This is a genomic window from Bacillus cereus group sp. MYBK14-1, assembly GCF_051916885.1.
Lineage (GTDB): Bacteria > Bacillota > Bacilli > Bacillales > Bacillaceae_G > Bacillus_A > Bacillus_A cereus.
Genome location: NZ_JBQAHM010000003.1, coordinates 175,417 through 198,614 on the forward strand (window position 1 = coordinate 175,417; position 23,198 = coordinate 198,614).

The following is a 23,198-nucleotide window of genomic DNA, read 5'->3' on the forward strand; positions in this document are numbered from 1 at the left end:
AAGCTTATTCAGCCTCGTCCAAAAAAATGCTATAATTAACATTTAGTTAGAAAGGAGTGTTCATTTATGGCATTCGATGGATTATTTACAAGAGCGATTACACATGAAATTGAAAATTCTCTTTACACAGGAAGAATTTCCAAAATATATCAACCTTCAAAATACGAGATTTTATTACATATTCGAGCGAATGGAAAGAACCAAAAACTAATTCTTTCATCTCATCCTACATATGCGCGTATGCACTTAACGAATCAAAACTACGATTCGCCAGCAATACCGCCGATGTTCTGTATGCTTCTTCGCAAACATTTAGAAGGTGGATTTATTGAAAAAATTGAACAAATCGACTTAGAACGCATTATTCAAATTACAGTTCGCAGTCGTAATGAAATCGGAGACGAATCATTAAAAACATTAGTAATTGAAATAATGGGACGACATAGTAACATTATCTTATTAGATACGAAAGCAAACGTGATTTTAGATAGCTTAAAACACGTTTCATTAGCCGTAAACCGTCACCGAACTGTATATGCTGGTGCTGAGTACGTCGCGCCACCAGCCCAACATAAAATCAATCCTCTGCAAATTGAAACCGCAGATGATTTTATTAGACCGCTAGACTTTCTATCTGGAAATATGGATAAACAACTCGTCGGTGCTTTCATGGGAATATCCCCATTATTTGCAAAAGAAGTAGTAAAGAAAGCCGGTATGGTAAACGAGAAAGCATTATCAGAAGCATTTTTCTCTATACAAACACCATTACTATCTCATGCATATACACCTACAATGATTACTGCAAATGGAAAAGAATTCTTTTATCTTTTCCCTCTTACACACTTGCAAGGAGAAGAAAAAACATTCTCATCAGTGAGCGAATTGTTAGATCGTTTCTTCTTTGGCAAAGCAGAACGTGATCGTGTAAAACAACAAGCTCATGATTTAGAACGCTTTATGCAAAACGAAAAAAATAAAAACGAGAAAAAACTCATTAAACTCGAAAAAACACTGCAAGATGCTGGAAAAGCAGATAAATATCAACTATTTGGAGAGCTACTTACAGCCAATATGTACGCTTTAAAAAAGGGCGATAAAGATATTGAGGTCGTTAATTATTACGATGAGGATGGTGGAACTGTAAAAATCACATTAGATCCTTTAAAAACACCATCTGAAAATGCACAACGCTATTTCCAAAAGTATCAAAAAGCAAAAAATTCGGTTGCTGTTGTAGAAGAACAAATCGAAAAAACAAATGAAGAAATTCTTTATTTTGATAGCTTACTTCAACAAATGGAAGCTGCTTCTTCAAAAGATATTGAAGAAATTCGTGAGGAATTAGCTGAAGAAGGTTATGTGCGCAATCGCAAAACGAAAAACGCAAAGAAAAAGCCTACTAAACCAGTATTAGATAAATATGTAGCAAGTGATGGCACAGAGATTTTCGTTGGTAAAAACAATAAACAAAATGATTATTTAACAACGAAGTTTGCCCGCCGTGATGAAATTTGGTTACATACGAAAGACATACCTGGCTCTCACGTTGTCATTCGTTCTTTAGAGCCTGCTGAAGAAACTTTACTAGAAGCTGCCAAAATTGCTGCCTATTACAGTAAAGCGAAAGAGTCTAGCTCTGTACCTGTTGATTTCACCAAAATACGCCATGTCAAAAAACCGAGTGGTGCAAAACTTGGTTTTGTTACGTACGACAATCAGCAAACCGTATATGTAACACCAGATGCTGATATTGTAATGAAATTAAAAGCGTAAATAAAAAAATGCGTTGCTTGTATGCAGCGCATTTTTTATATGTTTTCAATTTCGTTGCTATATCCATTCAATATTGTCAAAAAAATTGACAGTATCATTTCACATTTGTATAAATTTTTTTACAGCATGTAAATAAAGTACAAGTGTAACTCCAATCATTTTCCCCCCATCCCCCTGCTATTCATTGAAGCAATCTAGATTTTATGAACAAACCGTCTCCCACAAATTACGGGCTATTTTTTTATCTCCCCTAAAATATATGTTGTCCCTACTATCCTTTCTTCAAATATACATTTTGGCACGCTATTTGCTTTATTCAATACTATGAATAGGAGGAATTAACATGACTTTAAAAATTAATAAAATCCAAAATCAACTACAAAACTATGAAATTGACGGGTTACTTATTACAAAAAAAGAAAACCGCCAATATGCAACAGGCTTTACAGGTAGTGCTGGCGTCGTCTTAATCTCTGCCGATCAAGCTGTTTTCATCACTGATTTCCGCTATGTAGATCAAGCGAAATCACAAATAAAAGATGCTGAAATTATTATGCATAAAGGAAATTTAGAAAAAGAAATTGCACATCAAGTATCGAAATTAAACATTCAAAAACTTGGAATTGAAGAAAACAACATGACATTGCAACAATATAAAAACTTGCAAAAATACGTACAGGCGGAAATGATTCAAGTGTGCGAAATTATCGAAAATATTCGTATCATTAAAGACACGCCTGAAATAGAAACAATGAAAATTGCAGCTAATATCGCGGACGAAGCATTTCATCATATCCTTACGTTTCTAAAACCAGGAATAAGTGAAAATGCTGTACGAGATGAATTAGAATTTTTCATGCGAAAAAAAGGTGCTACATCTTCATCATTTCAAATTATTGTAGCTTCTGGTGTTCGTTCTTCTCTTCCACATGGAGTTGCATCAAATAAAATAATTGAACGAGGCGACATCGTTACATTAGACTTTGGTGCACTTTACGACGGATATTGTTCCGATATAACACGTACCGTAGCAATAGGGGAACCATCGGAAGAATTCAAAAAAATATACAATGTTGTACGAGAAGCGTTAAAACGTGGGACTGAAGCGATTAAGCCTGGAGAAACTGCGAAAAGTATCGATGATGTAACGAGGGATTACATTACAGAACATGGATACGGTCAATACTTTGGCCACTCTACTGGGCACGGTCTTGGGTTAGAAATACATGAACCGCTTCGCCTATCCCAAGAAAGTAAGGTAACTTTACAAGAAGGTATGGTTGTTACAGTTGAGCCGGGCATTTACATACCGAACTGGGGCGGTTGTAGAATTGAAGATGATATCGTCATTACAAAAGACGGATATGAAGTTATTACAAAATCAAATAGAGAACTAATTGTAATCCCTTGTTAAAATCATGGCCTTTTTAAAAGGAGTTTTTTTCTACACATAGAATTCCTTCTCTGGAGTGTTCATTTAAAGAGGGGGAATTTAAATTGAATTTTGTAATTGATAAAATAGATGGTTTACAAGTTGAGTTTTCAAAACTTGTTTCCATGATGAATTACGCTCGTTATACAACAATGCAAGCAGTGGAAAGTTTAACAATTGAAGAACTTGATTATTTATATGATAAAGAAGCTAATTCAATTGGCATGCTGTTATATCACATGGCTGCTATTGAATTTTACTACCAAATCCATACCTTTGAGGATCGTGAACCGACGGAAGCTGAATTAGAACATTGGTTGCCAGCTATTGAGTTAGGGAATCTTGGACGAGAAAAAATAAAAGGAAACTCTTTAGAATCTTACATTAATACATTACAAGAAGTACGCTCTAAAACAATTGAAACATTTCAATCTTTACCTGATGAATGGCTATTTAAAACGACAGACTTTTGGTATGACAAACCAGCTAACAACTACTTTAAATGGTTTCACGTATTTGAAGATGAAATCAATCATCGCGGACAAATTCGCTTAATTAGGAAGATGCAAAAAGCTCATGCAGTAAAATAAGAAAGTGCCACCAGATAAGGTGGCACTTTCTTTTATTCATTTTTTAGGATTAACTGTATTGTAACATCCATTTATCGTTCTCATCATTACAGTACATGAAATTTTACTTTTTTCTTTTTCCTATACTCACATACTTTCACTGCTTTCATACAATAAACTACACGAATGCCTAAAGGATGTGAATGTTATGGGAGTTGAATTAACGCTATTACACGCTCTCTACATTATTTGTTTACTCACTATTATTACCTTTTTTATTCTCCGGAAAGATACGACTATCATTTGTATCGTTTTTATCTTTTTATTAGCATTAACTGCAACAAGTTCTATCCCTCTTGCCATTAGCGGGATTTTTCAAAGTTTCATTTACGCCATTACTGAGCTATTACCAACTATATTAATCATCTCCATTATCGTATCAATGAGCAATTTACTCGTTCATACTGGCATAAATGATACGATGATTTCACCATTTACAAAAATGATTCGTACACCTACACTCGCCTACTGGATTATCGGCCTTTTAATGATGACCATTTCTTTCTTCTTTTGGCCTTCTCCAGCTGTCGCCTTAATGGGAGCTATTTTATTACCGGTTGCTGTACGTGTCGGCCTTCCTCCAATTGGGGTTGCAATTGCTATGAACTTATTTGGGCACGGCATCGCCTTATCTGGCGACTTCGTTATTCAAGGTGCACCGAAATTAACTGCAGACGCGGCTGGTCTCCCTGTTTCCAGCGTCGTATCTGCAAGTGTTCCACTCGTTATCGTTATGGGCATTGTGACAACTTCCGTCGCTTTTTTCTTCTTACGAAAAGAGTTTCATACAGGCTTATCTATACAAGAATCTATGCCATCAACTGATTCTTCTAAAACGCTCACTTCATTATCTCCTCGCATAAAAAAATGGCTCGCTATATGTATTCCTATCATATATATCATTGATATCCTTTGCATGATTCAATTTAAACTACAAGGAAGCGACGCAACTGCACTTATCGGCGGAACGACTGTTATTATGATTATCATCATTTCTCTCATCGCCTACAAAGGTAATGGACTGAATAAAACAACCGATTATTTCATAGAAGGGCTCCAATTTGGCTTTAAAATTTTCGGACCAGTTATTCCTATCGCTGCACTCTTTTATTTAGGAGATAGTGGCTTTGTGAAAATTATCGGAGACTATTTACCGAAAGGTTCACACGGAATCATTAACGACTTAGGCATCGCTTTATCTCAAACTGTTCCTTTAAACCAATACGTATCAGCGGGAACATTAACTATCGTTGGTGTCATAACAGGCTTAGATGGATCTGGTTTTTCCGGTATATCGCTTGCTGGTTCCATTGCAAACCTTTTCGGAACAGCTTTAGGTCATGGAACAGCTACATTAACAGCACTCGGACAAATTGCGGCTATATGGACCGGGGGCGGGACGTTAATTCCTTGGGCGCTTATTCCTGCTGCTGCAATTTGCAAGGTAGATCCATTTGAACTGGCACGCCGAAACTTTTTACCGGTTGTTATCGGTTTAATTGTCACCACTATCTTTGCGATGTTTATTTTATAACGTAAGCAAGTGTTCTCTTGCTTACGTTTTTTCTTGTAAAATTCATCATGAATTACTGGTTTTCAACAGGGATTCGTTATCCCTTAGCGAAATTATATTAGGAGAGTAATTTTTTCAAAACGTTTACGAGAAACAGATTACTGCAATTAGAAAAGGGGACATAACTATGAATGAATTGATTTTCGTCTTATTAATTTGTCCGTTACTTATCTTTATCGTTTCTGTTATTGGAACGCGCAAGACGAAAACGTATTACGTAATGCCGATTGTAACGTTTGCTAGTTTTTTAATAATAGGTGTTATCGCCTTTACTCCAAAATTTTTCTTTTGGGTCGGCATGTATAGCATTTTCTCATTTATTGTTTCTTATGTGACTCTATTGTTTGTAAAAGGATATAAGCTTGCAGAAAGCACTAAGTAGTTAAGGAGATTGTAATATGATTTTCTTTGATATTGATGGAACTTTACTTGAATATGAGGCTGCTGAAAGAAATGGTATTATAGATTTTTTTCAAATATATAATACTATTTTTTCAGGCAATGAATTAGAGGCCACGAAAGTCTGGCATGAATTATCAGAAGAATATTTCAACAAATTTTTGTCCAAAGAATTATCTTTTCAGGAACAACAAAGGATGCGAATGTATCATTTATTTAAAGCATATGGAGTAAACTTATCCCCCGAGGAATCTCAGCATAAATTCAATCAATATATAGAACTATATAAGAACAACTGGACCGCGTTTGAAGATGTAAACTATACATTACAGACCTTGCAGGAAAAAGGGTACTCATTAGGTATCATTAGTAATGGTGAATATGAGCAACAAGTCGAAAAGTTAACTACTCTAAACATTCTACAATATTTCAAATATATATTTACTTCTAGTGAACTTGGGATATCGAAACCAGATCCTGAAATTTTTCACAGTAGTGTATTACAATCGAATCTTGAAATGAAAGACTGCTATTATATTGGCGATCGATTAGAGACTGATGCGATTAGTAGTACAGCAGCTGGGATGCAAGGGATATGGTTGAATCGGGATAACTCACAACTCAAGTACGATATTCCTACTATCTGTTCGTTACATGAAATTATAACAATGATATAAAAAAACGACCGCGTTCCCCCGCAGTCGTTTTTTTCGTGTTACGCTGTGATCCAAGCTTCGTTTGCTGGATTTTTACGCCACTCTTGTAATTTTTTCGTTTCAGCTTGTCCAATCATACCTTTTTCTGCTGCTACTTCAGTTAATGCACTGTAGTCGCTTAAAGAGTATGATGCTACGTTAGCTGCTTCTAGTTTTTCTTTTCCTGCTTCTAACTCATATGTGAAGATTGATACGATTCCTAATACTTCACATCCAGCTTCACGAAGTGCTTCTACACATGTAATTGCACTACCGCCAGTTGAAATTAAGTCTTCTACTACTACGACTTTTTGACCTTTTTCAGCTTTCCCTTCGATTTGGTTCCCTTTACCGTGACCTTTTGCTTTACTACGTACGTAACACATTGGTAAATCCATACGATCGCTTACCCATGCAGCGTGCGCAATACCAGCAGTTGCTGTTCCTGCAATAATTTCTACAGTTGGGAAGTGCTCTTTAATTAACTCTTCTAATCCAGCTGCAATCGCTTGACGTACTTTTGGATAAGATAAAGTTAAACGGTTATCACAATAAATTGGTGATTTCATACCTGAAGACCAAGTGAATGGATCATTCGGTTGTAAAAATACTGCTCCAATTTCTAATAAATGCGATGCGATTTCTTTTTTCATACTGTTACACCTTCCCACTGTTGTTTTACTGTTTTATACGCTTCAAGCGGATTTTCTGCTTTTGTAATACTACGTCCAACTACGATGTAGCTTGAGCCAAGTTCCCTCGCACGTTTCGGTGTTGCTACGCGCACTTGGTCATTTACATCATCGCTTGCAAGACGAATCCCCGGTGTTACTGTTACAAATTCATTTCCGCATACTTCACGTAATTTTGGAACTTCAAGTGTTGAACAAACAACGCCATCAAGTCCACTTTCTTTCGTTAATTTTGCATAATGAGCAACCGCTTCTTCTAACGTTTTCTCAATGCCGATCTCTTTTTTCATCATAGCTTCCGAAGTGCTTGTTAGTTGTGTAACTGCAATACAAATCGGTCTCTCTTTTCCTTCTTGCTTACCTTCCTCTAATCCCTCAATCGCAGCTTTCATCATGCTGCTTCCCCCAGCAGCATGAACATTTACCATATCAACATCTAGACTAGCTAGGCTACGCATAGCGCTTTTTACTGTATTCGGAATATCATGAAGTTTTAAATCTAAGAAGATCTTATGTCCCTTTTCTTTTAAGTACGTAATAATCGCAGGGCCTTCTTTATAAAATAACTCCATACCTACTTTGACAAATAACTCTTCCCCTTCAAAGTGGTGTAAGAATTGTTCTACTTCTTGTTTCCCTGGAAAATCTAGTGCAACGATTAACGACTGTGACATGTTTGCTTCCAGCTCCTTCCTTGACATTCCGAAATGTGATCAAACCCTAATTCATCTAATAATGCTGGTAACTCTTCAATAATTGTCGGACATACGAACGGATCGATAAAGTTCGCTGTACCTACTGCAACTGCGCTTGCGCCAGCATAGAAGAATTCAATTACATCTTCAGCTGTTTCAATACCACCCATTCCGATAATTGGAATGTTAACCGCTTGGCTTACTTCATGTACCATGCGAATTGCTACTGGCTTAATCGCAGGACCTGATAATCCGCCTGTACGGTTTGCTAAAATTGGTTTAGCTGTTTTTAAATCTAGACGCATACCAAGCAATGTATTAATCATCGTTAAACCATCTGCACCTGCATTTTCAATCGCTTTTGCAATTTCTACTATGTTTGCCACGTTCGGTGACAATTTCACGTATACAGGTACTTCAGAAACCTCTTTTACTCGCTTCGTTAAATCAGCAGCAATTTCAGGATTTGTACCAAAGGCGATACCACCTGTTTTTACGTTCGGACAAGAAATGTTTAATTCTAGTGCATGGACATTAGGCGCTTTAGAAATTTCCTTCGCAACCGCTACGTAATCCTCAGCTTGTGAGCCTGCAACGTTTGCAATAATTGGAAGGTCAAATTGTTCTAACCATGGTAATTCCGAATTCATTACTTTGTCTAATCCCGGGTTTTGAAGTCCGATTGCATTTAGCATGCCGCCTGGTGTTTCAGCAACACGAGGCGTTGGATTTCCATAACGTGGTTGTTCTGTCGTCGCTTTAATCATGATTGATCCTAGTACACTTAAATCGTAAAACTGTGCATATTCACGACCAAACCCAAAGCATCCAGATGCCGGTATAATTGGATTTTTTAATGATAATCCTGGTAATTCAACTTGCAATCTGTTCATAGTACAACCTCCCCGATTGGAAATACTGGTCCGTCGCTACACACCTTCTTGTAAGAATGTCCACTTGGATCTTCTTGTAAGTGGCATACACATGCGAAACAAGCTCCAATACCACAGCCCATACGTTCTTCTAATGAAATATAGGCTTTTTTCTCTTTGTAACGTCCTTCTAATGCACGAAGCATCGCTAGCGGACCACATGAATAAAGAATATCAAAGTCAATTCCGTAATTATCAATTACATCTGTGACAAATCCTTTTGTACCGTGTGTACCGTCTACTGTCGCAACGTACGTATCACCAAGTTCTGCAAATTTTTCTTCATAGAAAACTACATCTTTCGTTTGAAAGCCTAAGATGTGAATAACACGTACACCTTTTGCAACGAGGCGCTGTGATAATTCATAAAGTGGTGGTACACCAATTCCCCCACCTACTAGTAAAGCTGTTTGACCAGCTTCTGCTTCTTCTACAGGAAAACCGTGTCCTAATGGTCCTAGTACATCTACCATTTCACCTTGTTTTCTAGTTGCTAATGTTTTTGTCCCTTGTCCTTCGGCACGATATAGCATTGTAAATTCGTTCTTCTCTCGATCTACATTACAAATACTAATTGGGCGGCGCAGAAGGGGCGCAATGCCCTCTGCTACCTTAATGTGTACAAACTGCCCTGGTTCGTTCATTTGCTGTACTAACGTTCCTTGAAGCACTAATTCGTAAATATTTTTTGCGATTTCTTTTTGGTTAACGACGATCATATTTTGCTTTTGCATCATGCATGTACCACCTCGTGACGCTTTGTTTGCGTAATTTCTTTCATTGAATGAGCTGAGAATGTCATAGATTCTAATACTCGTAAGATTGCTCTTGTTGTATCAAGTGATGTTAAGCAAGCCACACCATTTTCTACTGATTCACGGCGAATGCGGAAACCATCACGCGCTGGTTGTTTACCTTTTGTTAATGTGTTAATTACAAACTGTGCTTTTCCTTGACGGATAATATCTAGTAAGTTGTAGTCTTCAGAATCAATTTTGTTTACAACTTGTACTGGGATATTTTGCTCTTCTAATGATTGTGCTGTTCCAGCTGTTGCTAATAAGTTATAGCCGATTTCGTGGAAACGTTTTGCAATTTCCATCGCCTCTTCTTTATCTTTATCCGCTACAGTAATGATTACTGAGCCGTGCGTTGGGATGTTAATTCCAGAAGCAACTAATCCTTTATATAATGCTTTTTCAAGCGTTAAGTCTTTACCCATTACTTCCCCTGTTGATTTCATTTCAGGTCCTAATGTTGTATCAACTGAGCGTAGTTTCGCGAATGAGAATACCGGAGCTTTTACATATACTTCTTTCTCTTCTGGGTGATAGCCAGTTCCGTATCCTTGCTCTACTAGGTCTTGCCCTAAAATAACTTTCGTTGCAACATTCGCCATCGGTACGCCTGTAATTTTACTTAAGAACGGTACTGTACGGCTTGCACGTGGATTTACTTCAATTACGTACACTTGATCTTTGAATACTACAAACTGGATATTTAGTAATCCAACAATGTTTAATCCTTTTCCAAGTGCAATTGTATGTTCAATGATTTGTTCTTTTAGTTTTTCAGATAAACTTTGTGGTGGATATACTCCAATTGAGTCACCAGAGTGAACTCCAGCGCGTTCAATATGTTCCATAATACCTGGAATGAATACATTCTCACCATCGGAAATTGCATCTACTTCAATTTCTTTACCAACCATGTAACGGTCGATTAATACTGGGTGATCTGCATGAACTTTAACTGCATTTTTCATGTAGTGCAGTAGTTCTTCTTGACGATATACGATTTCCATCGCACGTCCACCTAGTACGTAAGATGGTCTTACTAATACTGGGTAACCAATTTCTTCTGCGATTGCTACCGCTTGTTCTACAGTCGTTGCTGTTTTACCAACTGGTTGCGGGATGCCAAGTTTTGTTAAAGCAGCTTCAAATTTATCACGATCTTCTGCACGGTCTAAGTCTTCAAGTGATGTTCCTAAAATTTTCACACCGTGTTCTTCTAGTTTCGCTGCTAAGTTAATTGCCGTTTGTCCACCGAACTGAACGATAACACCTTCTGGTTTTTCTAAATCGATAATATGCATTACATCTTCAATCGTTAATGGTTCAAAGTATAATTTGTCAGAAATACTGAAGTCTGTTGAAACTGTTTCTGGGTTGTTGTTAATGATAATTGCTTCATATCCAGCTTCTTTAATTGCCCATACTGAGTGAACTGTTGCGTAATCAAACTCAACACCTTGACCAATACGGATCGGACCAGATCCTAGAACTACTACACTCTTACGATCTGTTACAATCGATTCATTTTCGTCCGCATATGTGCTGTAGTAATATGGCGTTGCAGATTCAAACTCTGCCGCACAAGTATCTACCATTTTGAATACTGGCATCATATTATTTTCTTTACGCATATCGTAAATTTCGCGCTCCGTTTTGTTCCAAGCTGCTGCAATGTAGTGATCGCTGAAGCCCATTTCTTTTGCAGTTTGTAGTACTTCCATATTTCCTACATTCGCTTTTACTTCACGTTCCATATTTACGATGTTTTCAACTTTTTGTAAGAAGAAGAAGTCCATTTCACACCATTCATTGATTTCTTCTTTCGTTACACCTTGGCGAATTGCTTCTGCTACAATAAACAGTCGTTCATCATCCGCTTTAATGATACGTTTTTTCATCGTTTCTTTATCAAGTTCTTTTAAGTGGTCTAATTCTAAGTGATAAATGCCAAGCTCTAAAGAACGAACTGCTTTTAGTAATGATTCTTCTAAGTTACGTCCGATTGACATAACTTCACCAGTTGCTTTCATTTGTGTTCCAAGCGTTCTGTTCGCTGATTCAAACTTATCAAACGGCCAACGTGGAATTTTTGAAACAACATAGTCTAACGCTGGCTCGAAGCAAGCGTAAGTTTTTTGTGTTACTGGGTTTACGATTTCATCTAACGTTAAGCCGACTGCAATTTTTGCTGCTAATTTCGCAATTGGATATCCAGTTGCTTTAGATGCTAGTGCAGATGAACGACTTACACGTGGATTTACTTCGATTACATAGTATTGGAAGCTATATGGATCTAGTGCAAGCTGAACGTTACATCCACCTTCAATTCCTAGTGCACGAATAATTCGTAATGACGTGTTACGTAACATTTGGTATTCACGGTCGCTTAGCGTTTGGCTCGGTGCTACAACGATTGAATCACCTGTATGAACACCAACTGGATCGATATTTTCCATGTTACACACTACAATCGCGTTATCATTTGAATCACGCATTACTTCGTATTCAATTTCTTTACAGCCAGCAATACTTTTCTCTAATAAACATTGTGTTACTGGGCTATGTTTTAAACCACTTGTTACGATTTCAATTAGCTCTTCTTCGTTATGACAAATTCCGCCGCCCGTTCCTCCTAATGTGAATGCTGGTCGAACGATTACTGGGTAACCAATTTCGTTTACAAATCCATATGCTTCATCAAGGTTATGAATAATTTCACTTGGTGGTGTTGGTTCATTTAAATCTTGCATTAATGTACGGAATAAATCACGATCTTCCGCTTGCTCGATTGCTGATAATTTTGTTCCTAAAATTTCAACTCCGCACTCGTCAAGTACGCCTGATTTTGCAAGTTCAACAGCCATGTTTAAACCTGTTTGACCACCTAATGTTGGTAGGATTGCATCAGGACGTTCTTTACGAATAATACGGCTTACGAATTCTAATGTTAATGGCTCGATGTATACTTTATCTGCTGTTGCAGTATCCGTCATAATTGTTGCTGGGTTAGAGTTAACAAGGATTACTTTGTAACCTTCCTCTTTAAGAGATTGACAAGCTTGTGTACCAGAGTAGTCAAACTCCGCTGCTTGCCCAATTACAATTGGTCCTGATCCGATTACTAAAATTGTGTTAATGTCTAGGCGTTTTGGCATAACTCTTCCCCTTCTTTCTTGAAGTTTTCAATCATTGTTAAGAAATCTTCGAATAAATCATTTGCATCTTCTGGTCCCGCTGAAGCTTCTGGATGGTATTGTACTGTAAATGCCGGGAACTTCTTATGACGAAGACCTTCTACCGTTCCATCGTTTAAAGCAACATGTGTAATTTCAAGATCTGTATTTTCAACTGATTCTTCTTCTACTGCGTATCCGTGGTTTTGAGATGTAATTGCTACTTTTCCAGTTGCAAGATTTTTTACTGGATGGTTTAAACCACGGTGACCAAATTTCAACTTACTTGTATTTGCACCTGATGCTAGAGCGAACAATTGATGTCCTAGGCAAATTCCGAATAAAGGAACTTTACCGATAATGTCTTTTAACATTTCAATTGCTTCTGGTACATCTTTCGGATCTCCAGGTCCATTACTTAACATAATTCCATCTGGGCTAAGGCGTAAAATTTCTTCCGCTGTTGTGTTGTAAGGAACTACAATTACATCACAGTCACGCTTATTTAATTCTCGTAAAATACCATGTTTCATACCGAAGTCTACTAGTACAACTCGGTGACCACGACCTGGGCTTGGGTATGGATCTTTCGTTGATACGCGTTTTACATGATCTGTAAATACTGTCGCTTTTAATTGGCTTACAATGTACTCTACATCTGCATCCATGTTACAAAGGCGTCCACGTAATGTACCGTATTGACGAATTTTTCTCGTTAATTTTCTCGTATCAATCCCTGCTAATCCTGGGATATTTCTTTCTTTCAAGTAATCATTTAACGAAATTTCATTACGGAAGTTTGATGGGTGATCACAAATTTCGTTTACGATTAAACCATTTACAGATGGGTGAATGGATTCAAAATCGTCACGGTTAATGCCGTAGTTTCCGATTAATGGGTACGTGAATGTTACGATTTGACCGCAATATGATGGATCAGATAATGTTTCTTGATATCCAGTCATTCCTGTTGTAAATACAACCTCACCTGACTTTTCGATTTCGCCTCCGAAACCTGTTCCAATTAATACTGTTCCATCTTCTAAGATAAGTTGTCTTTTCATACTAATGCACTCTCCTTTTGCCATGCGATCTTACCACCAACGATTGTCATTACCGGCCATCCTTGGCATTTCCAACCTGCGAATGGTGTATTTTTTCCTTTTGATAAGAATGTTGTTGGGTCAATCTCTTCTTCTTGTTCTAAATCAATGATTGTAATATCAGCTGCTCTACCTTCTTTTAGGCGACCTGCTTCTAAGCCGAATGTATCAGCTGGCTTTTCTGTTAAGAATTGAATTAACTGTTCTAGCGTAATAACTCCCTTTTTCACAAGGTTTGTGTATAGAAGCGGGAATGCTGTTTCAAAACCAGTAATTCCAAACGGTGCTCTTTCAATTCCTTGTGCTTTCTCTTCCGCTGTATGCGGTGCATGGTCAGTTGCGATCATATCGATCGTTCCATCTAATAAACCTTCAATTAATGCTGCATGGTCTTCTTTTCCACGAAGCGGTGGGTTCATTTTAAAGTTAGGATCAGCTGATGGGATATCATCTTCACATAACACTAGGTGATGCGGTGTTACTTCTGCTGTTACTTTAATTCCAGCGCGTTTCGCATCACGGATTACACGTACAGAACCTTTCGTACTTACATGACATACGTGATAGTGGCAATCTGCTGCTTCAGCAAGCAGTATATCCCTTGCAATATGTACAGATTCACATACTGATGGGATACCGTTTAATCCGTGTTTCTCAGAAAACTTCCCTTCATGTACACAACCTTTATTAATAAGCGTATTCTCTTCACAGTGCGCAACTACTGCCATATCTAATTTTGCTGCACGTTTCATAGCCGCTAACATCATGCTCGCATCTTGTACGCCTACGCCGTCATCTGTGAAAGCAAATGCTCCAAGTTCTTTTAATGTTTCGAAATCTGTCATTTCAGAACCAGCTTGACGTACTGTAATTGCTCCGTATGGTAGTACGTTAACATGAGCTTTTTCTTCAATACGTTTTTGCAAGTCTTCCATATGTTCTCTGCAATCTGGTACCGGGCGTGTATTTGGCATTGCGCAAATTGTAGTGAATCCACCTTTTGCCGCTGCTAGTGTACCTGTTTCAATTGTTTCTTTATGTTCACCACCTGGTTCACGAAGATGTACGTGTACATCTACTAATCCAGGTGCGATTAACTTTCCGTTCACATCGATTACTTCAGCATTATCTGCCGTAATATTTTCTGCTACCTTAGCGATTTTACCGTCTTGTACGAGAAGATCCGTTGCTACGATTTTTCCTTCTTCATTCATATAACGACCATTTTTAAACAAATAATTCATGTTTCATTCCTCCTAATACATTTGGTAAGGCGCGTTTTAGTACAGCCATTCTTACGTAAACTCCATTTTCCATTTGTTTAAATATACGTGAACGCTCACACTCAACAAGTTCACTTGCAATTTCAACATCACGGTTTACAGGAGCTGGATGCATAATAATGCTTCCTTCTTTCATACGCTTTTCTCTTTCTACTGTTAATCCGTGTTTCTCATGATATTCTTTCATAATGTCTGTTTCATAATGATCATGACGCTCATGTTGTACACGGAGTAACATCATTACATCAACTTCTGGAACAAGTTCATCTAATGGTTTGTATGTTCCAAATGTGTTGTCTTCATCTTTCCACTCTTCTGGACTTGCAAAGTAAATTGTTGCACCAAGCTTCGTTAATGCTTCTGCATTAGAACGTGCTACTCGGCTATGACGAACATCTCCTACTATTGCAATCTTCAAACCTTCAAATCTTCCAAACTCTTGTTTAATTGTAAGAAGGTCCAGTAGGCACTGTGTTGGGTGGTTTCCGCATCCATCTCCAGCATTTAAGATTGGAATATTCACCTGATCTTTTAGTTCATCGAAGTAGCGATCTTGCTCGTGGCGGATGACCACTGCTTTTGTTCCGATTGATTCTAGTGTTCTTATCGTATCGTATAGAGTTTCTCCTTTTTGTACGCTAGATGCATCAGCTGAAAAGTTTAAAACATCAAGTCCTAATCTCTTCTCAGCAACTTCAAAGCTAAATCTCGTTCTCGTACTATTCTCAAAGAACAAGTTCGCAACAAAAGTTTGCTCTGTCGTTTTGCTCTCTTTTCCATTCGCAAAATCTTCTGCATATTTTAGGATTTCTGAAATTTCTACTTCCGATAATTCACTCATCGTTAACAAATGGCTCATCGTCATCCCTCATCTTTCTGATTTTTATGTTACCACTTTTGAATTTTTATAACAACCTTTGCATAAAAATACCCTAATCGTGTGAGACTAGGGTGCAAGAAAGAAGCCACCCTTTCCGGTCTCACAGGACTGAATTAAAAGGTTATTATTATGAAGCAATCTGCTTAGATTGTTTTATTTGTTTCGTTTCCGGTAGTAGTAGATTTAACAGTACACCTACAATTGCTGCTAGTGCCATTCCTTCTACTTGGAATGATTCTCCTACGTGAAGTACCGCTCCACCAATACCGATTACTAATATTACTGATGCAATCATTAAGTTTCGTTTGTCACTTAAATCTGTTTTATCATCTACCATCATGCGTAATCCGCTTGATGCGATTACACCGAATAGTAAGATTGATACACCACCCATAACTGGTGTTGGGATCGAATGAATCAGTGCAGAAATCTTACCGATAAATCCGAACATGATTGCGAATACTGCTGAACCGATGAATAAGTATACACTGTATGCTCTCGTAATTGCTAGCACACCGATGTTTTCACCATACGTTGTATTCGGTGGCCCACCGATTAGTGACGCGATTAATGTTGCTACTCCGTCACCGAAGATTGAACGGTGTAAACCTGGTTTTTCAATTAAATCTCTTTTAATAACATTTCCAAGAACAATTTGATGTCCGATATGTTCTGATATTGTTACTAGTGCAACTGGTACCATCAAGAGTACAATCTTCCATGAAAACTCTGGTGTGTATGTTACAAATGGTACTGTGAAATCTGGTACAACAAACCATTTTGCCTCAGCTACCGGCTTTAAGTCTACTAGCCCTTGGAAGTAAGCGAAGATATATCCGCCGATAATGCCAAGTAACACTGGTATGATACTGAAAAATCCTCTTCCAAATATCGAGCATATAATTGTAATTGCTAATGTTACTAACGCTACTGAAAAGTGTGTAAAGCTATATTTGCCATCCGCACCGTTCACCGCCATGTTAACTGCTGTATGTGCTAAAGCTAGACCGATTACCATTACTACTGGACCAACTACGATTGGTGGTAGTAATTTCATAATCCACTCTGATCCTGATTTCTTAATTCCGAGTGAGATTAAGATGTACACAAGTCCTGCTAGCAAACCACCAAGCATTGCCGCTCCCGGTCCACCTGCCGTTTTCGCTGTTATAATCGGTGCGATAAAGGCGAATGATGATCCTAGATAAGCAGGTACTTGACCTTTCGTTATAAGAAGGAACGCTAACGTTCCTAATCCACTTGATATTAATGCTACTGATGGATTCAATCCTGTTAAAAACGGAACAAGCACTGTTGATCCAAACATCGCGAACAAATGTTGTATACTTAAAAATAACCATTTTCCCGGTTTCGGTACTTCATTAACGTCTAACACTGGCTTTTGTTCCATTGTTACATCCTCCTTCAGTTTAAATCTTTGCAATAAAAAAACTCTTTGTGCCTGTGCACAAAGAGTCCTACACTTTCGTATGCCAAATTTGACATATGAAAGCCAAGACCCTTTGGCAGCCTCACAGGACTACATTTAAAAGGGCTTTACTTATCGTATATGCTTACTCGATCTTGTTGATCTGTCTCTTGCAAATCAACTTCGATACGCTCTTCACTTGATGTTGGAATATTCTTCCCTACATAATCAGCGCGAATTGGTAATTCGCGATGACCTCTATCAACAAGAACCGCCAATTGGATTTGAGATGGTCTACCTAAATCCATAAGAGCATCCATTGCTGCTCGAACTGTTCTTCCTGTATATAATACGTCATCCACAAGGATAACTTTTTTCTTCGTAATATCTACAGGGATATCAGAACCTTTTACAAGTGGTTCTTTATTTTTCGATTGTAGTGTTAAATCATCACGATATAACGTAATGTCTAACTCTCCAACTTCCATTTCTTTTCCTTCAATTTGACCAATTCGTTCTGCCAAACGTTGTGCAATAAAAATTCCACGAGTTTTAATTCCGACAAGAACACAATTATCGACACCTTTATTGCGTTCCACGATTTCATGACTAATTCGTGTTAAAGCGCGGCGAATCATTTGGTCATCTAAAACGACAGCTTTCTCTTGCATGCTCTACACCTCCAAGCTTTTTTCTTGCGTGAGAGTAATGGTATAAAAAAAGTCCTCTCAGCGTGTGCGAGAGGACTTTTGAAAAAAGGGTACAACATACCCTAAGTATTTCAAACCGTTACCTTCTCAACCTCACGGGGCTGTGTTAAAGGATCATTATTTAACTGTTGTCAGTATCTCAGTTTTCTTATGATTTGTCAATACTATTTTCGTAAAATATTTAATGCGTCTTCAAACACTTCTGGAATCGGTGCCTCAAACTGAATATATTCACCCGTACGAGGATGATCAAAGCCTAAAATACCTGCATGAAGTGCTTGTCCATTCATATCTAACGTTTTCTTCGGACCATACTTCGGATCTCCTGCAAGTGGATAGCCAATATATTTCATATGAACACGAATTTGGTGCGTACGTCCCGTTTCTAAGCGACATTCTACAAGTGTAAAGTCTTTAAAGCGTTCTAACACTTGGAAGTGCGTAACAGCGTTCTTACCATTTTCATCAACTGTCATACTTTGACGCTCTTTCTTATCACGAGCAATCGGAGCATCAATCGTTCCCTTATCATGCGGAATCACACCGTGTACAATCGCTTTGTAACGTCTCGTTACTGTTTTTGCTACAAGCTGATTCACAAGCGATTCATGTGCCATATCATTTTTAGCAACCATTAATAGTCCAGATGTATCTTTATCAATACGATGCACGATACCTGGACGCATTACACCGTTAATGCCTGATAAGTCTGTACAATGATGCATAAGGCCATTTACAAGTGTACCACTTGTATGCCCTGGTGCTGGATGTACAACCATACCACGTGGCTTATTTACAACAAGCACATCTGCATCTTCATAATAAATTTCTAAATTTAAATCCTCTGGTTGAATATCTAACTCTTCTGGTTCAGGAATTGTTACTGTAATTTCATCTTCTTCTTTTACTTTATAATTCCCTTTTACCGCTTTCCCGTTTACTGTCACAACTTCATCTTTAATCCATTGCTGCACTTGCGTACGTGACCATTCGTTATTTATCCCTGTAACGAATTTATCAATTCGCTCGTTTTTTTGCTCTGCTGCAACTGTTACTTGTACTACTTCACTCATTCAATTACTCCTTCGCTTTCTTGCCTTCTAATAATGTTTGAATAATAATTAATACAACACCAATACATAATGCTGAATCAGCTATATTGAATACTGGATAGTTGTACGAGAAAATATACACGTGAATGAAATCCACTACTTCTTGTCTAAATACACGATCAATAAAGTTACCAATTGCCCCGCCCAAAATTAGGCCTAACGAAATACCTAGAAGCTTGTCTGTTTTCGCATACTTTTTCATATAAAATACAATAAACACTACAAAAACAACTGTAATAATGTAGAAGAACCACATTTTATTTTCTAAAATACCCCAAGCAGCGCCTCTATTTCGATGTGATGTTATGTATAATACATTGTCGATAATCGGAATACTCGTACCCAATTCCATGTTCTTTACAATTAACCACTTCGATATTTGATCGATAGCAATGACGAATAACGCTATTACATAATATATCATTTTCATTTCCCCCACAAAGACAGTGTACCTCAAAATTTTAGCATAGCTGCTACCTTTTCACAATGAACCTTTATAGAAGAATAAAATAAATTAAAAAAAGGTAATATAATATCGTTGTGCGTATTCATACATTTACCTTTTCATAAAAGAATTCATGAATCGTACGGGCAGTCGGCATTGTCTTCATTTGCTTTGTCGAAATTAATCTCCCCGTATCTTCACAAATACCATACATGTCTATTTCCATTTTAAATAATGCGCGTTCTACATCCTTTAAATCCTCTTTTATATCATGTAATAGCAATTTTTTCTTTATCTCTTCCTTAATTTCATATCCAAGCTCTTGGCTGAACTCGACATCATATTTGTGCATTACTTCTTTAGCTAGTCTCTCTTGCAACTCTTTTCTCATCAATTGCAATTCTTCTTTTATTTCCATGTAAATTTCATTCACGTGTACATTCCTCCTAGCTGTAATGTACAGTTAGTGTGTCCGAAATTTATTTGCTTACCTCACACACATTTTTCCTTCACAGGAAAGAGTCTGAAAGTGATTTTGATATGCCATCAACAAAAAAACTGACTGCATCAATAGCAGTCAGCTTTTTTTATTATTTTACATAGTTTTCTTTAACAACTGTTGCACAACGCTCACATAATGTTTCATGTTCAGCATCTTTACCAATTGTTTCTGAAACTACCCAACAACGTTCACATGTTTCACCAGTTGCTTGAGCAACAACAACCGCTGTATGTTCATACTTCGGTGCATCTGCTGGCGCTTCATCCATCATACCACCAAGTTTATACTCAGAAACGATGAATAATTGCTTTAAGTCTTCGCTAATAGACTCTAACATAGCTTTCATTTCTGCAGTTGGATATAGCGTAATGCTTGCATTTAATGACTTACCGATTACTTTTTCATTACGAGCTACTTCTAGTGCTTTTAACACGTCATCACGTAATGTCATAAATGCATCCCATTTTGTTTTTAACGCTTCCGCGTCATCTAATTGTACAGCTTCTGGCATATCAGTTAATTGTACACTTTCTTCTGTTACGCCTGGAATGTATGGCCATACTTCATCAGCTGTATGCGGTAAGATTGGTGTTACAAGTTTCGTTAACGCAACAAGAACATCATATAATACAGTTTGAATCGCACGACGATCTTCGTGGTTTGCACCTTCAATATATAAAATGTCTTTTGCAAAGTCTAAATAGAATGAACTTAAATCAATTGTACAGAAGTTATGAATTGCATGATACACAGCAGCGAAGTCGTATGTCTCATATGCTTCTTTAACTTTTGTAATTAAGTCATTTAATTTCACTAACATGTAACGATCTACTTCACGAAGTTCAGCTACAGCTACTGCATTTTCACTTGGCTTAAAGTCGTCTAAGTTTCCTAATAAGAAACGGAATGTGTTACGGATTTTACGATACACTTCTGCTACTTGTTTTAAAATATCATCTGAAATACGTACGTCAGATTGATAGTCAACAGAAGATACCCATAAGCGTAAAATGTCTCCGCCTAATTGATCCATAATTTTCTTCGGTACGACGATGTTTCCAATCGACTTACTCATCTTACGTCCTTCACCATCTAGTACGAAACCGTGACTTAGTACGCCTTTATATGGAGCTTTACCTGTTACAGCAACTGCTGTTGATAATGAAGAGTTAAACCAACCACGATACTGGTCAGATCCTTCTAAATATAAATCAGCTGGACGCTGTAAATCTTCGCGCTCTTCTAATACCGCTTGGTGAGAAGAACCTGAATCGAACCATACATCCATGATGTCTGTTTCTTTACGGAATTCCCCATTTGGGCTACCTGGATGTGTAAATCCTTCTGGTAATAGATCTTTCGCTTCACGCTCGAACCATACGTTAGAACCGTGTTCACGGAATAAATCTGCTACATGGTTAATTGTTTCATCCGTAATAATTGGATCACCATTCTCAGCATAGAATACTGGAATTGGCACACCCCATGCACGCTGACGAGAAATACACCAGTCACCACGGTCACGAACCATATTATGAAGACGAGTTTCTCCCCATGCTGGTACCCATTTTGTTTCTGCTACAGCTTCTATTAATTCTTTACGGAATGCTTCAATAGATGCAAACCACTGTGCTGTCGCACGGAAAATAATTGGTTTTTTCGTTCTCCAATCATGTGGGTATGAATGTGTAATGAATGTTAGTTTCAGTAACGCGCCTACTTCTTCTAATTTTTCTGTAATTGGTTTGTTAGCTTTATCATAGAATAAGCCTTCAAATCCAGGTGCCTCATTTGTTAATACACCTTTATCATCGACTGGGCAAAGTACTTCTAATCCATACTTTTTACCAACAACGAAGTCATCTTCCCCGTGTCCTGGTGCTGTATGAACACAACCTGTACCTGCATCTGTTGTTACGTGGTCTCCTAGCATAACTAATGAATCACGATCGTAGAATGGATGTTTTGCAACTGTGTACTCAAGTTCGCTACCTTTTACTGTTTTCACAACTTCAGCATTTTCCCACTCTAACGTTTTTGCAACTGTCTCAAACAGCTCAGAAGCAATGATATATTTCTCATCGTTTACTTTTACAATGCTATATTCAAGCTCTGGGTGAACAGAAATACCTAAGTTTGCAGGTAATGTCCAAGGTGTCGTTGTCCAAATGATGTACTTTTCATCACCTTCTAATACGTTCTTTCCATCTTTTACAGGGAATGCTACGTAAATAGATGCTGATTTTTTATCTTGATATTCAATTTCAGCTTCCGCTAAAGCAGATTCACTCGTTGGAGACCAGTAAACTGGTTTTTGACCTTTATAGATATAACCTTTTTTCGCCATGTCACCAAACACTTTAATTTGTTGTGCTTCATAAGCTGGCTCTAAAGTAATATATGGATTATCCCAATCTGCACGTACACCTAGACGCTTAAATTGTTCACGTTGACGTTCTACTTGTTCATAGGCATACTCTGCACATAACTTACGGAACTCAGCAACTGTCATTTCTTTACGTTTTACACCTTTATTTGTTAAAGCTTGTTCAATTGGTAAACCGTGCGTATCCCATCCTGGAACATATGGCGCACTAAAACCAGTCATTGATTTATAACGAACAATAAAGTCTTTTAATACTTTATTTAATGCATGTCCCATATGAATGTCACCATTCGCATATGGAGGTCCATCATGCAATACAAATAAAGGACGTCCTTTTGTATGTTCTTGTACTTTTTCGTAAATATTCATTTCAGCCCATTTTTCTTGCATTGCAGGCTCACGTTTTGGTAAATTCCCACGCATTGGGAACTCTGTTTTTGGCATCAGTAATGTATTTTTGTACTCCATGCTCAATTCCTCCTTACATGTATAAAAGAAACACTTAAAAAACGGAATAAAAAAGAGACCTTCTCATCCCCAAAAGGGACGAGAAAG

At 37.7% G+C, this 23,198-nt stretch carries 20 protein-coding genes and 1 other annotated feature (1 of these 21 running past the window's edge); of the genes, 6 read left to right on the forward strand and 14 right to left on the reverse strand.

Annotation, left to right across the window (positions count from 1 at the left end):
* Positions 1 to 66: 66 nt before the first annotated feature.
* From ACTFR3_RS10455 to ACTFR3_RS10480, 6 genes are all read left to right on the forward strand, one after another.
* Positions 67 to 1,776, forward strand: coding sequence for an Rqc2 family fibronectin-binding protein (locus ACTFR3_RS10455; RefSeq protein WP_440044406.1), 1,710 nt, complete (start codon positions 67 to 69; stop codon positions 1,774 to 1,776).
* A 343-nt stretch (positions 1,777 to 2,119) separates the two neighbouring features.
* Entirely contained in the window at positions 2,120 to 3,190 is a 1,071-nt protein-coding gene (locus ACTFR3_RS10460; RefSeq protein ID WP_242292228.1) for a M24 family metallopeptidase, read from the forward strand.
* An 83-nt stretch (positions 3,191 to 3,273) separates the two neighbouring features.
* On the forward strand, positions 3,274 to 3,798 hold the full coding sequence (locus ACTFR3_RS10465; protein ID WP_440044407.1) for a DinB family protein: 525 nt from the start codon (positions 3,274 to 3,276) through the stop codon (positions 3,796 to 3,798).
* 187 nt (positions 3,799 to 3,985) lie between these two features.
* On the forward strand, positions 3,986 to 5,371 hold the full coding sequence (locus ACTFR3_RS10470; protein WP_153580573.1) for a hypothetical protein: 1,386 nt from the start codon (positions 3,986 to 3,988) through the stop codon (positions 5,369 to 5,371).
* Between the two features lie 166 nt (positions 5,372 to 5,537).
* The gene (locus ACTFR3_RS10475; protein WP_001003935.1) at positions 5,538 to 5,792 is read left to right on the forward strand and encodes a YbeF family protein; all 255 of its coding nucleotides are present in this window, start codon (positions 5,538 to 5,540) and stop codon (positions 5,790 to 5,792) included.
* 16 nt (positions 5,793 to 5,808) lie between these two features.
* A complete protein-coding gene (locus tag ACTFR3_RS10480) occupies positions 5,809 to 6,486 on the forward strand; it encodes an HAD family hydrolase (protein ID WP_048538890.1) in 678 nt (225 codons plus the stop codon).
* 38 nt (positions 6,487 to 6,524) lie between these two features.
* Here the strand turns inward: ACTFR3_RS10480 and pyrE are convergent, their stop codons facing one another.
* The 14 genes from pyrE to ileS2 form a co-directional block, all read right to left on the reverse strand.
* Positions 6,525 to 7,157: an orotate phosphoribosyltransferase gene (gene pyrE, locus ACTFR3_RS10485; protein WP_000711440.1), complete on the reverse strand. Its 633-nt coding sequence runs from the start codon at positions 7,155 to 7,157 to the stop codon at positions 6,525 to 6,527.
* Positions 7,154 to 7,870 carry an orotidine-5'-phosphate decarboxylase gene (gene pyrF / locus ACTFR3_RS10490; RefSeq protein WP_000083510.1) on the reverse strand — a complete coding sequence of 239 codons (717 nt, stop codon included), beginning with the start codon at positions 7,868 to 7,870 and terminating at the stop codon, positions 7,154 to 7,156. The genes pyrE and pyrF overlap by 4 nt, the downstream gene beginning before the upstream one ends.
* Positions 7,855 to 8,784 carry a dihydroorotate oxidase B catalytic subunit gene (pyrD, locus tag ACTFR3_RS10495; RefSeq protein WP_001081049.1) on the reverse strand — a complete coding sequence of 310 codons (930 nt, stop codon included), beginning with the start codon at positions 8,782 to 8,784 and terminating at the stop codon, positions 7,855 to 7,857. Before pyrD ends, pyrF begins: the two co-directional genes overlap by 16 nt.
* Positions 8,781 to 9,560: a dihydroorotate oxidase B electron transfer subunit gene (gene pyrK / locus ACTFR3_RS10500; protein ID WP_197201668.1), complete on the reverse strand. Its 780-nt coding sequence runs from the start codon at positions 9,558 to 9,560 to the stop codon at positions 8,781 to 8,783. Before pyrK ends, pyrD begins: the two co-directional genes overlap by 4 nt.
* Positions 9,557 to 12,775, reverse strand: a complete 3,219-nt coding sequence (gene carB, locus ACTFR3_RS10505; RefSeq protein ID WP_001126101.1) for a carbamoyl-phosphate synthase large subunit — start codon at positions 12,773 to 12,775, stop codon at positions 9,557 to 9,559. Before carB ends, pyrK begins: the two co-directional genes overlap by 4 nt.
* Positions 12,760 to 13,857 carry a carbamoyl phosphate synthase small subunit gene (locus tag ACTFR3_RS10510; RefSeq protein ID WP_000828680.1) on the reverse strand — a complete coding sequence of 366 codons (1,098 nt, stop codon included), beginning with the start codon at positions 13,855 to 13,857 and terminating at the stop codon, positions 12,760 to 12,762. Before ACTFR3_RS10510 ends, carB begins: the two co-directional genes overlap by 16 nt.
* The gene (gene pyrC, locus ACTFR3_RS10515) at positions 13,854 to 15,140 is read right to left on the reverse strand and encodes a dihydroorotase (protein ID WP_001108367.1); all 1,287 of its coding nucleotides are present in this window, start codon (positions 15,138 to 15,140) and stop codon (positions 13,854 to 13,856) included. The genes ACTFR3_RS10510 and pyrC overlap by 4 nt, the downstream gene beginning before the upstream one ends.
* Positions 15,124 to 16,038, reverse strand: a complete 915-nt coding sequence (pyrB, locus tag ACTFR3_RS10520; protein WP_406903789.1) for an aspartate carbamoyltransferase — start codon at positions 16,036 to 16,038, stop codon at positions 15,124 to 15,126. The genes pyrC and pyrB overlap by 17 nt, the downstream gene beginning before the upstream one ends.
* Positions 16,039 to 16,186: 148 nt before the next feature.
* Positions 16,187 to 17,470 carry a uracil permease gene (gene uraA, locus ACTFR3_RS10525; protein ID WP_440044409.1) on the reverse strand — a complete coding sequence of 428 codons (1,284 nt, stop codon included), beginning with the start codon at positions 17,468 to 17,470 and terminating at the stop codon, positions 16,187 to 16,189.
* Between the two features lie 146 nt (positions 17,471 to 17,616).
* Positions 17,617 to 18,159 (reverse strand): bifunctional pyrimidine operon transcriptional regulator/uracil phosphoribosyltransferase, encoded by a 543-nt coding sequence (pyrR, locus tag ACTFR3_RS10530; RefSeq protein WP_001156491.1) that lies wholly within the window; start codon positions 18,157 to 18,159, stop codon positions 17,617 to 17,619.
* 203 nt (positions 18,160 to 18,362) lie between these two features.
* On the reverse strand, positions 18,363 to 19,271 hold the full coding sequence (locus tag ACTFR3_RS10535; protein ID WP_000005833.1) for an RluA family pseudouridine synthase: 909 nt from the start codon (positions 19,269 to 19,271) through the stop codon (positions 18,363 to 18,365).
* Between the two features lie 4 nt (positions 19,272 to 19,275).
* Positions 19,276 to 19,734 carry a lipoprotein signal peptidase LspA gene (gene lspA / locus ACTFR3_RS10540; RefSeq protein ID WP_000642180.1) on the reverse strand — a complete coding sequence of 153 codons (459 nt, stop codon included), beginning with the start codon at positions 19,732 to 19,734 and terminating at the stop codon, positions 19,276 to 19,278.
* A 124-nt stretch (positions 19,735 to 19,858) separates the two neighbouring features.
* A complete protein-coding gene (locus ACTFR3_RS10545) occupies positions 19,859 to 20,188 on the reverse strand; it encodes a molecular chaperone DnaK (RefSeq protein ID WP_001002955.1) in 330 nt (109 codons plus the stop codon).
* 157 nt (positions 20,189 to 20,345) lie between these two features.
* Positions 20,346 to 23,111: an isoleucine--tRNA ligase gene (ileS2, locus tag ACTFR3_RS10550; protein ID WP_000455951.1), complete on the reverse strand. Its 2,766-nt coding sequence runs from the start codon at positions 23,109 to 23,111 to the stop codon at positions 20,346 to 20,348.
* 71 nt (positions 23,112 to 23,182) lie between these two features.
* Positions 23,183 to 23,198, reverse strand: a binding site (T-box leader); it runs 208 nt beyond the window's last position.

What these genes read in the sequence shown, in the direction of transcription:
- pyrD (WP_001081049.1), bottom strand. Translation starts at nt 8,784, where the DNA reads ATGAACAGATTGCAAGTTGAATTACCAGGATTATCATTAAAAAATCCA.
- carB (WP_001126101.1), bottom strand. Translation starts at nt 12,775, where the DNA reads ATGCCAAAACGCCTAGACATTAACACAATTTTAGTAATCGGATCAGGA.
- uraA (WP_440044409.1), bottom strand. Translation starts at nt 17,470, where the DNA reads ATGGAACAAAAGCCAGTGTTAGACGTTAATGAAGTACCGAAACCGGGA.
- pyrK (WP_197201668.1), bottom strand. Translation starts at nt 9,560, where the DNA reads ATGATGCAAAAGCAAAATATGATCGTCGTTAACCAAAAAGAAATCGCA.
- ACTFR3_RS10475 (WP_001003935.1), top strand. Translation starts at nt 5,538, where the DNA reads ATGAATGAATTGATTTTCGTCTTATTAATTTGTCCGTTACTTATCTTT.
- pyrE (WP_000711440.1), bottom strand. Translation starts at nt 7,157, where the DNA reads ATGAAAAAAGAAATCGCATCGCATTTATTAGAAATTGGAGCAGTATTT.
- ileS2 (WP_000455951.1), bottom strand. Translation starts at nt 23,111, where the DNA reads ATGGAGTACAAAAATACATTACTGATGCCAAAAACAGAGTTCCCAATG.
- ACTFR3_RS10480 (WP_048538890.1), top strand. Translation starts at nt 5,809, where the DNA reads ATGATTTTCTTTGATATTGATGGAACTTTACTTGAATATGAGGCTGCT.
- ACTFR3_RS10455 (WP_440044406.1), top strand. Translation starts at nt 67, where the DNA reads ATGGCATTCGATGGATTATTTACAAGAGCGATTACACATGAAATTGAA.
- pyrC (WP_001108367.1), bottom strand. Translation starts at nt 15,140, where the DNA reads ATGAATTATTTGTTTAAAAATGGTCGTTATATGAATGAAGAAGGAAAA.
- ACTFR3_RS10470 (WP_153580573.1), top strand. Translation starts at nt 3,986, where the DNA reads ATGGGAGTTGAATTAACGCTATTACACGCTCTCTACATTATTTGTTTA.
- ACTFR3_RS10510 (WP_000828680.1), bottom strand. Translation starts at nt 13,857, where the DNA reads ATGAAAAGACAACTTATCTTAGAAGATGGAACAGTATTAATTGGAACA.
- pyrR (WP_001156491.1), bottom strand. Translation starts at nt 18,159, where the DNA reads ATGCAAGAGAAAGCTGTCGTTTTAGATGACCAAATGATTCGCCGCGCT.
- pyrB (WP_406903789.1), bottom strand. Translation starts at nt 16,038, where the DNA reads ATGAGCCATTTGTTAACGATGAGTGAATTATCGGAAGTAGAAATTTCA.
- ACTFR3_RS10535 (WP_000005833.1), bottom strand. Translation starts at nt 19,271, where the DNA reads ATGAGTGAAGTAGTACAAGTAACAGTTGCAGCAGAGCAAAAAAACGAG.
- ACTFR3_RS10460 (WP_242292228.1), top strand. Translation starts at nt 2,120, where the DNA reads ATGACTTTAAAAATTAATAAAATCCAAAATCAACTACAAAACTATGAA.
- pyrF (WP_000083510.1), bottom strand. Translation starts at nt 7,870, where the DNA reads ATGTCACAGTCGTTAATCGTTGCACTAGATTTTCCAGGGAAACAAGAA.
- lspA (WP_000642180.1), bottom strand. Translation starts at nt 19,734, where the DNA reads ATGATATATTATGTAATAGCGTTATTCGTCATTGCTATCGATCAAATA.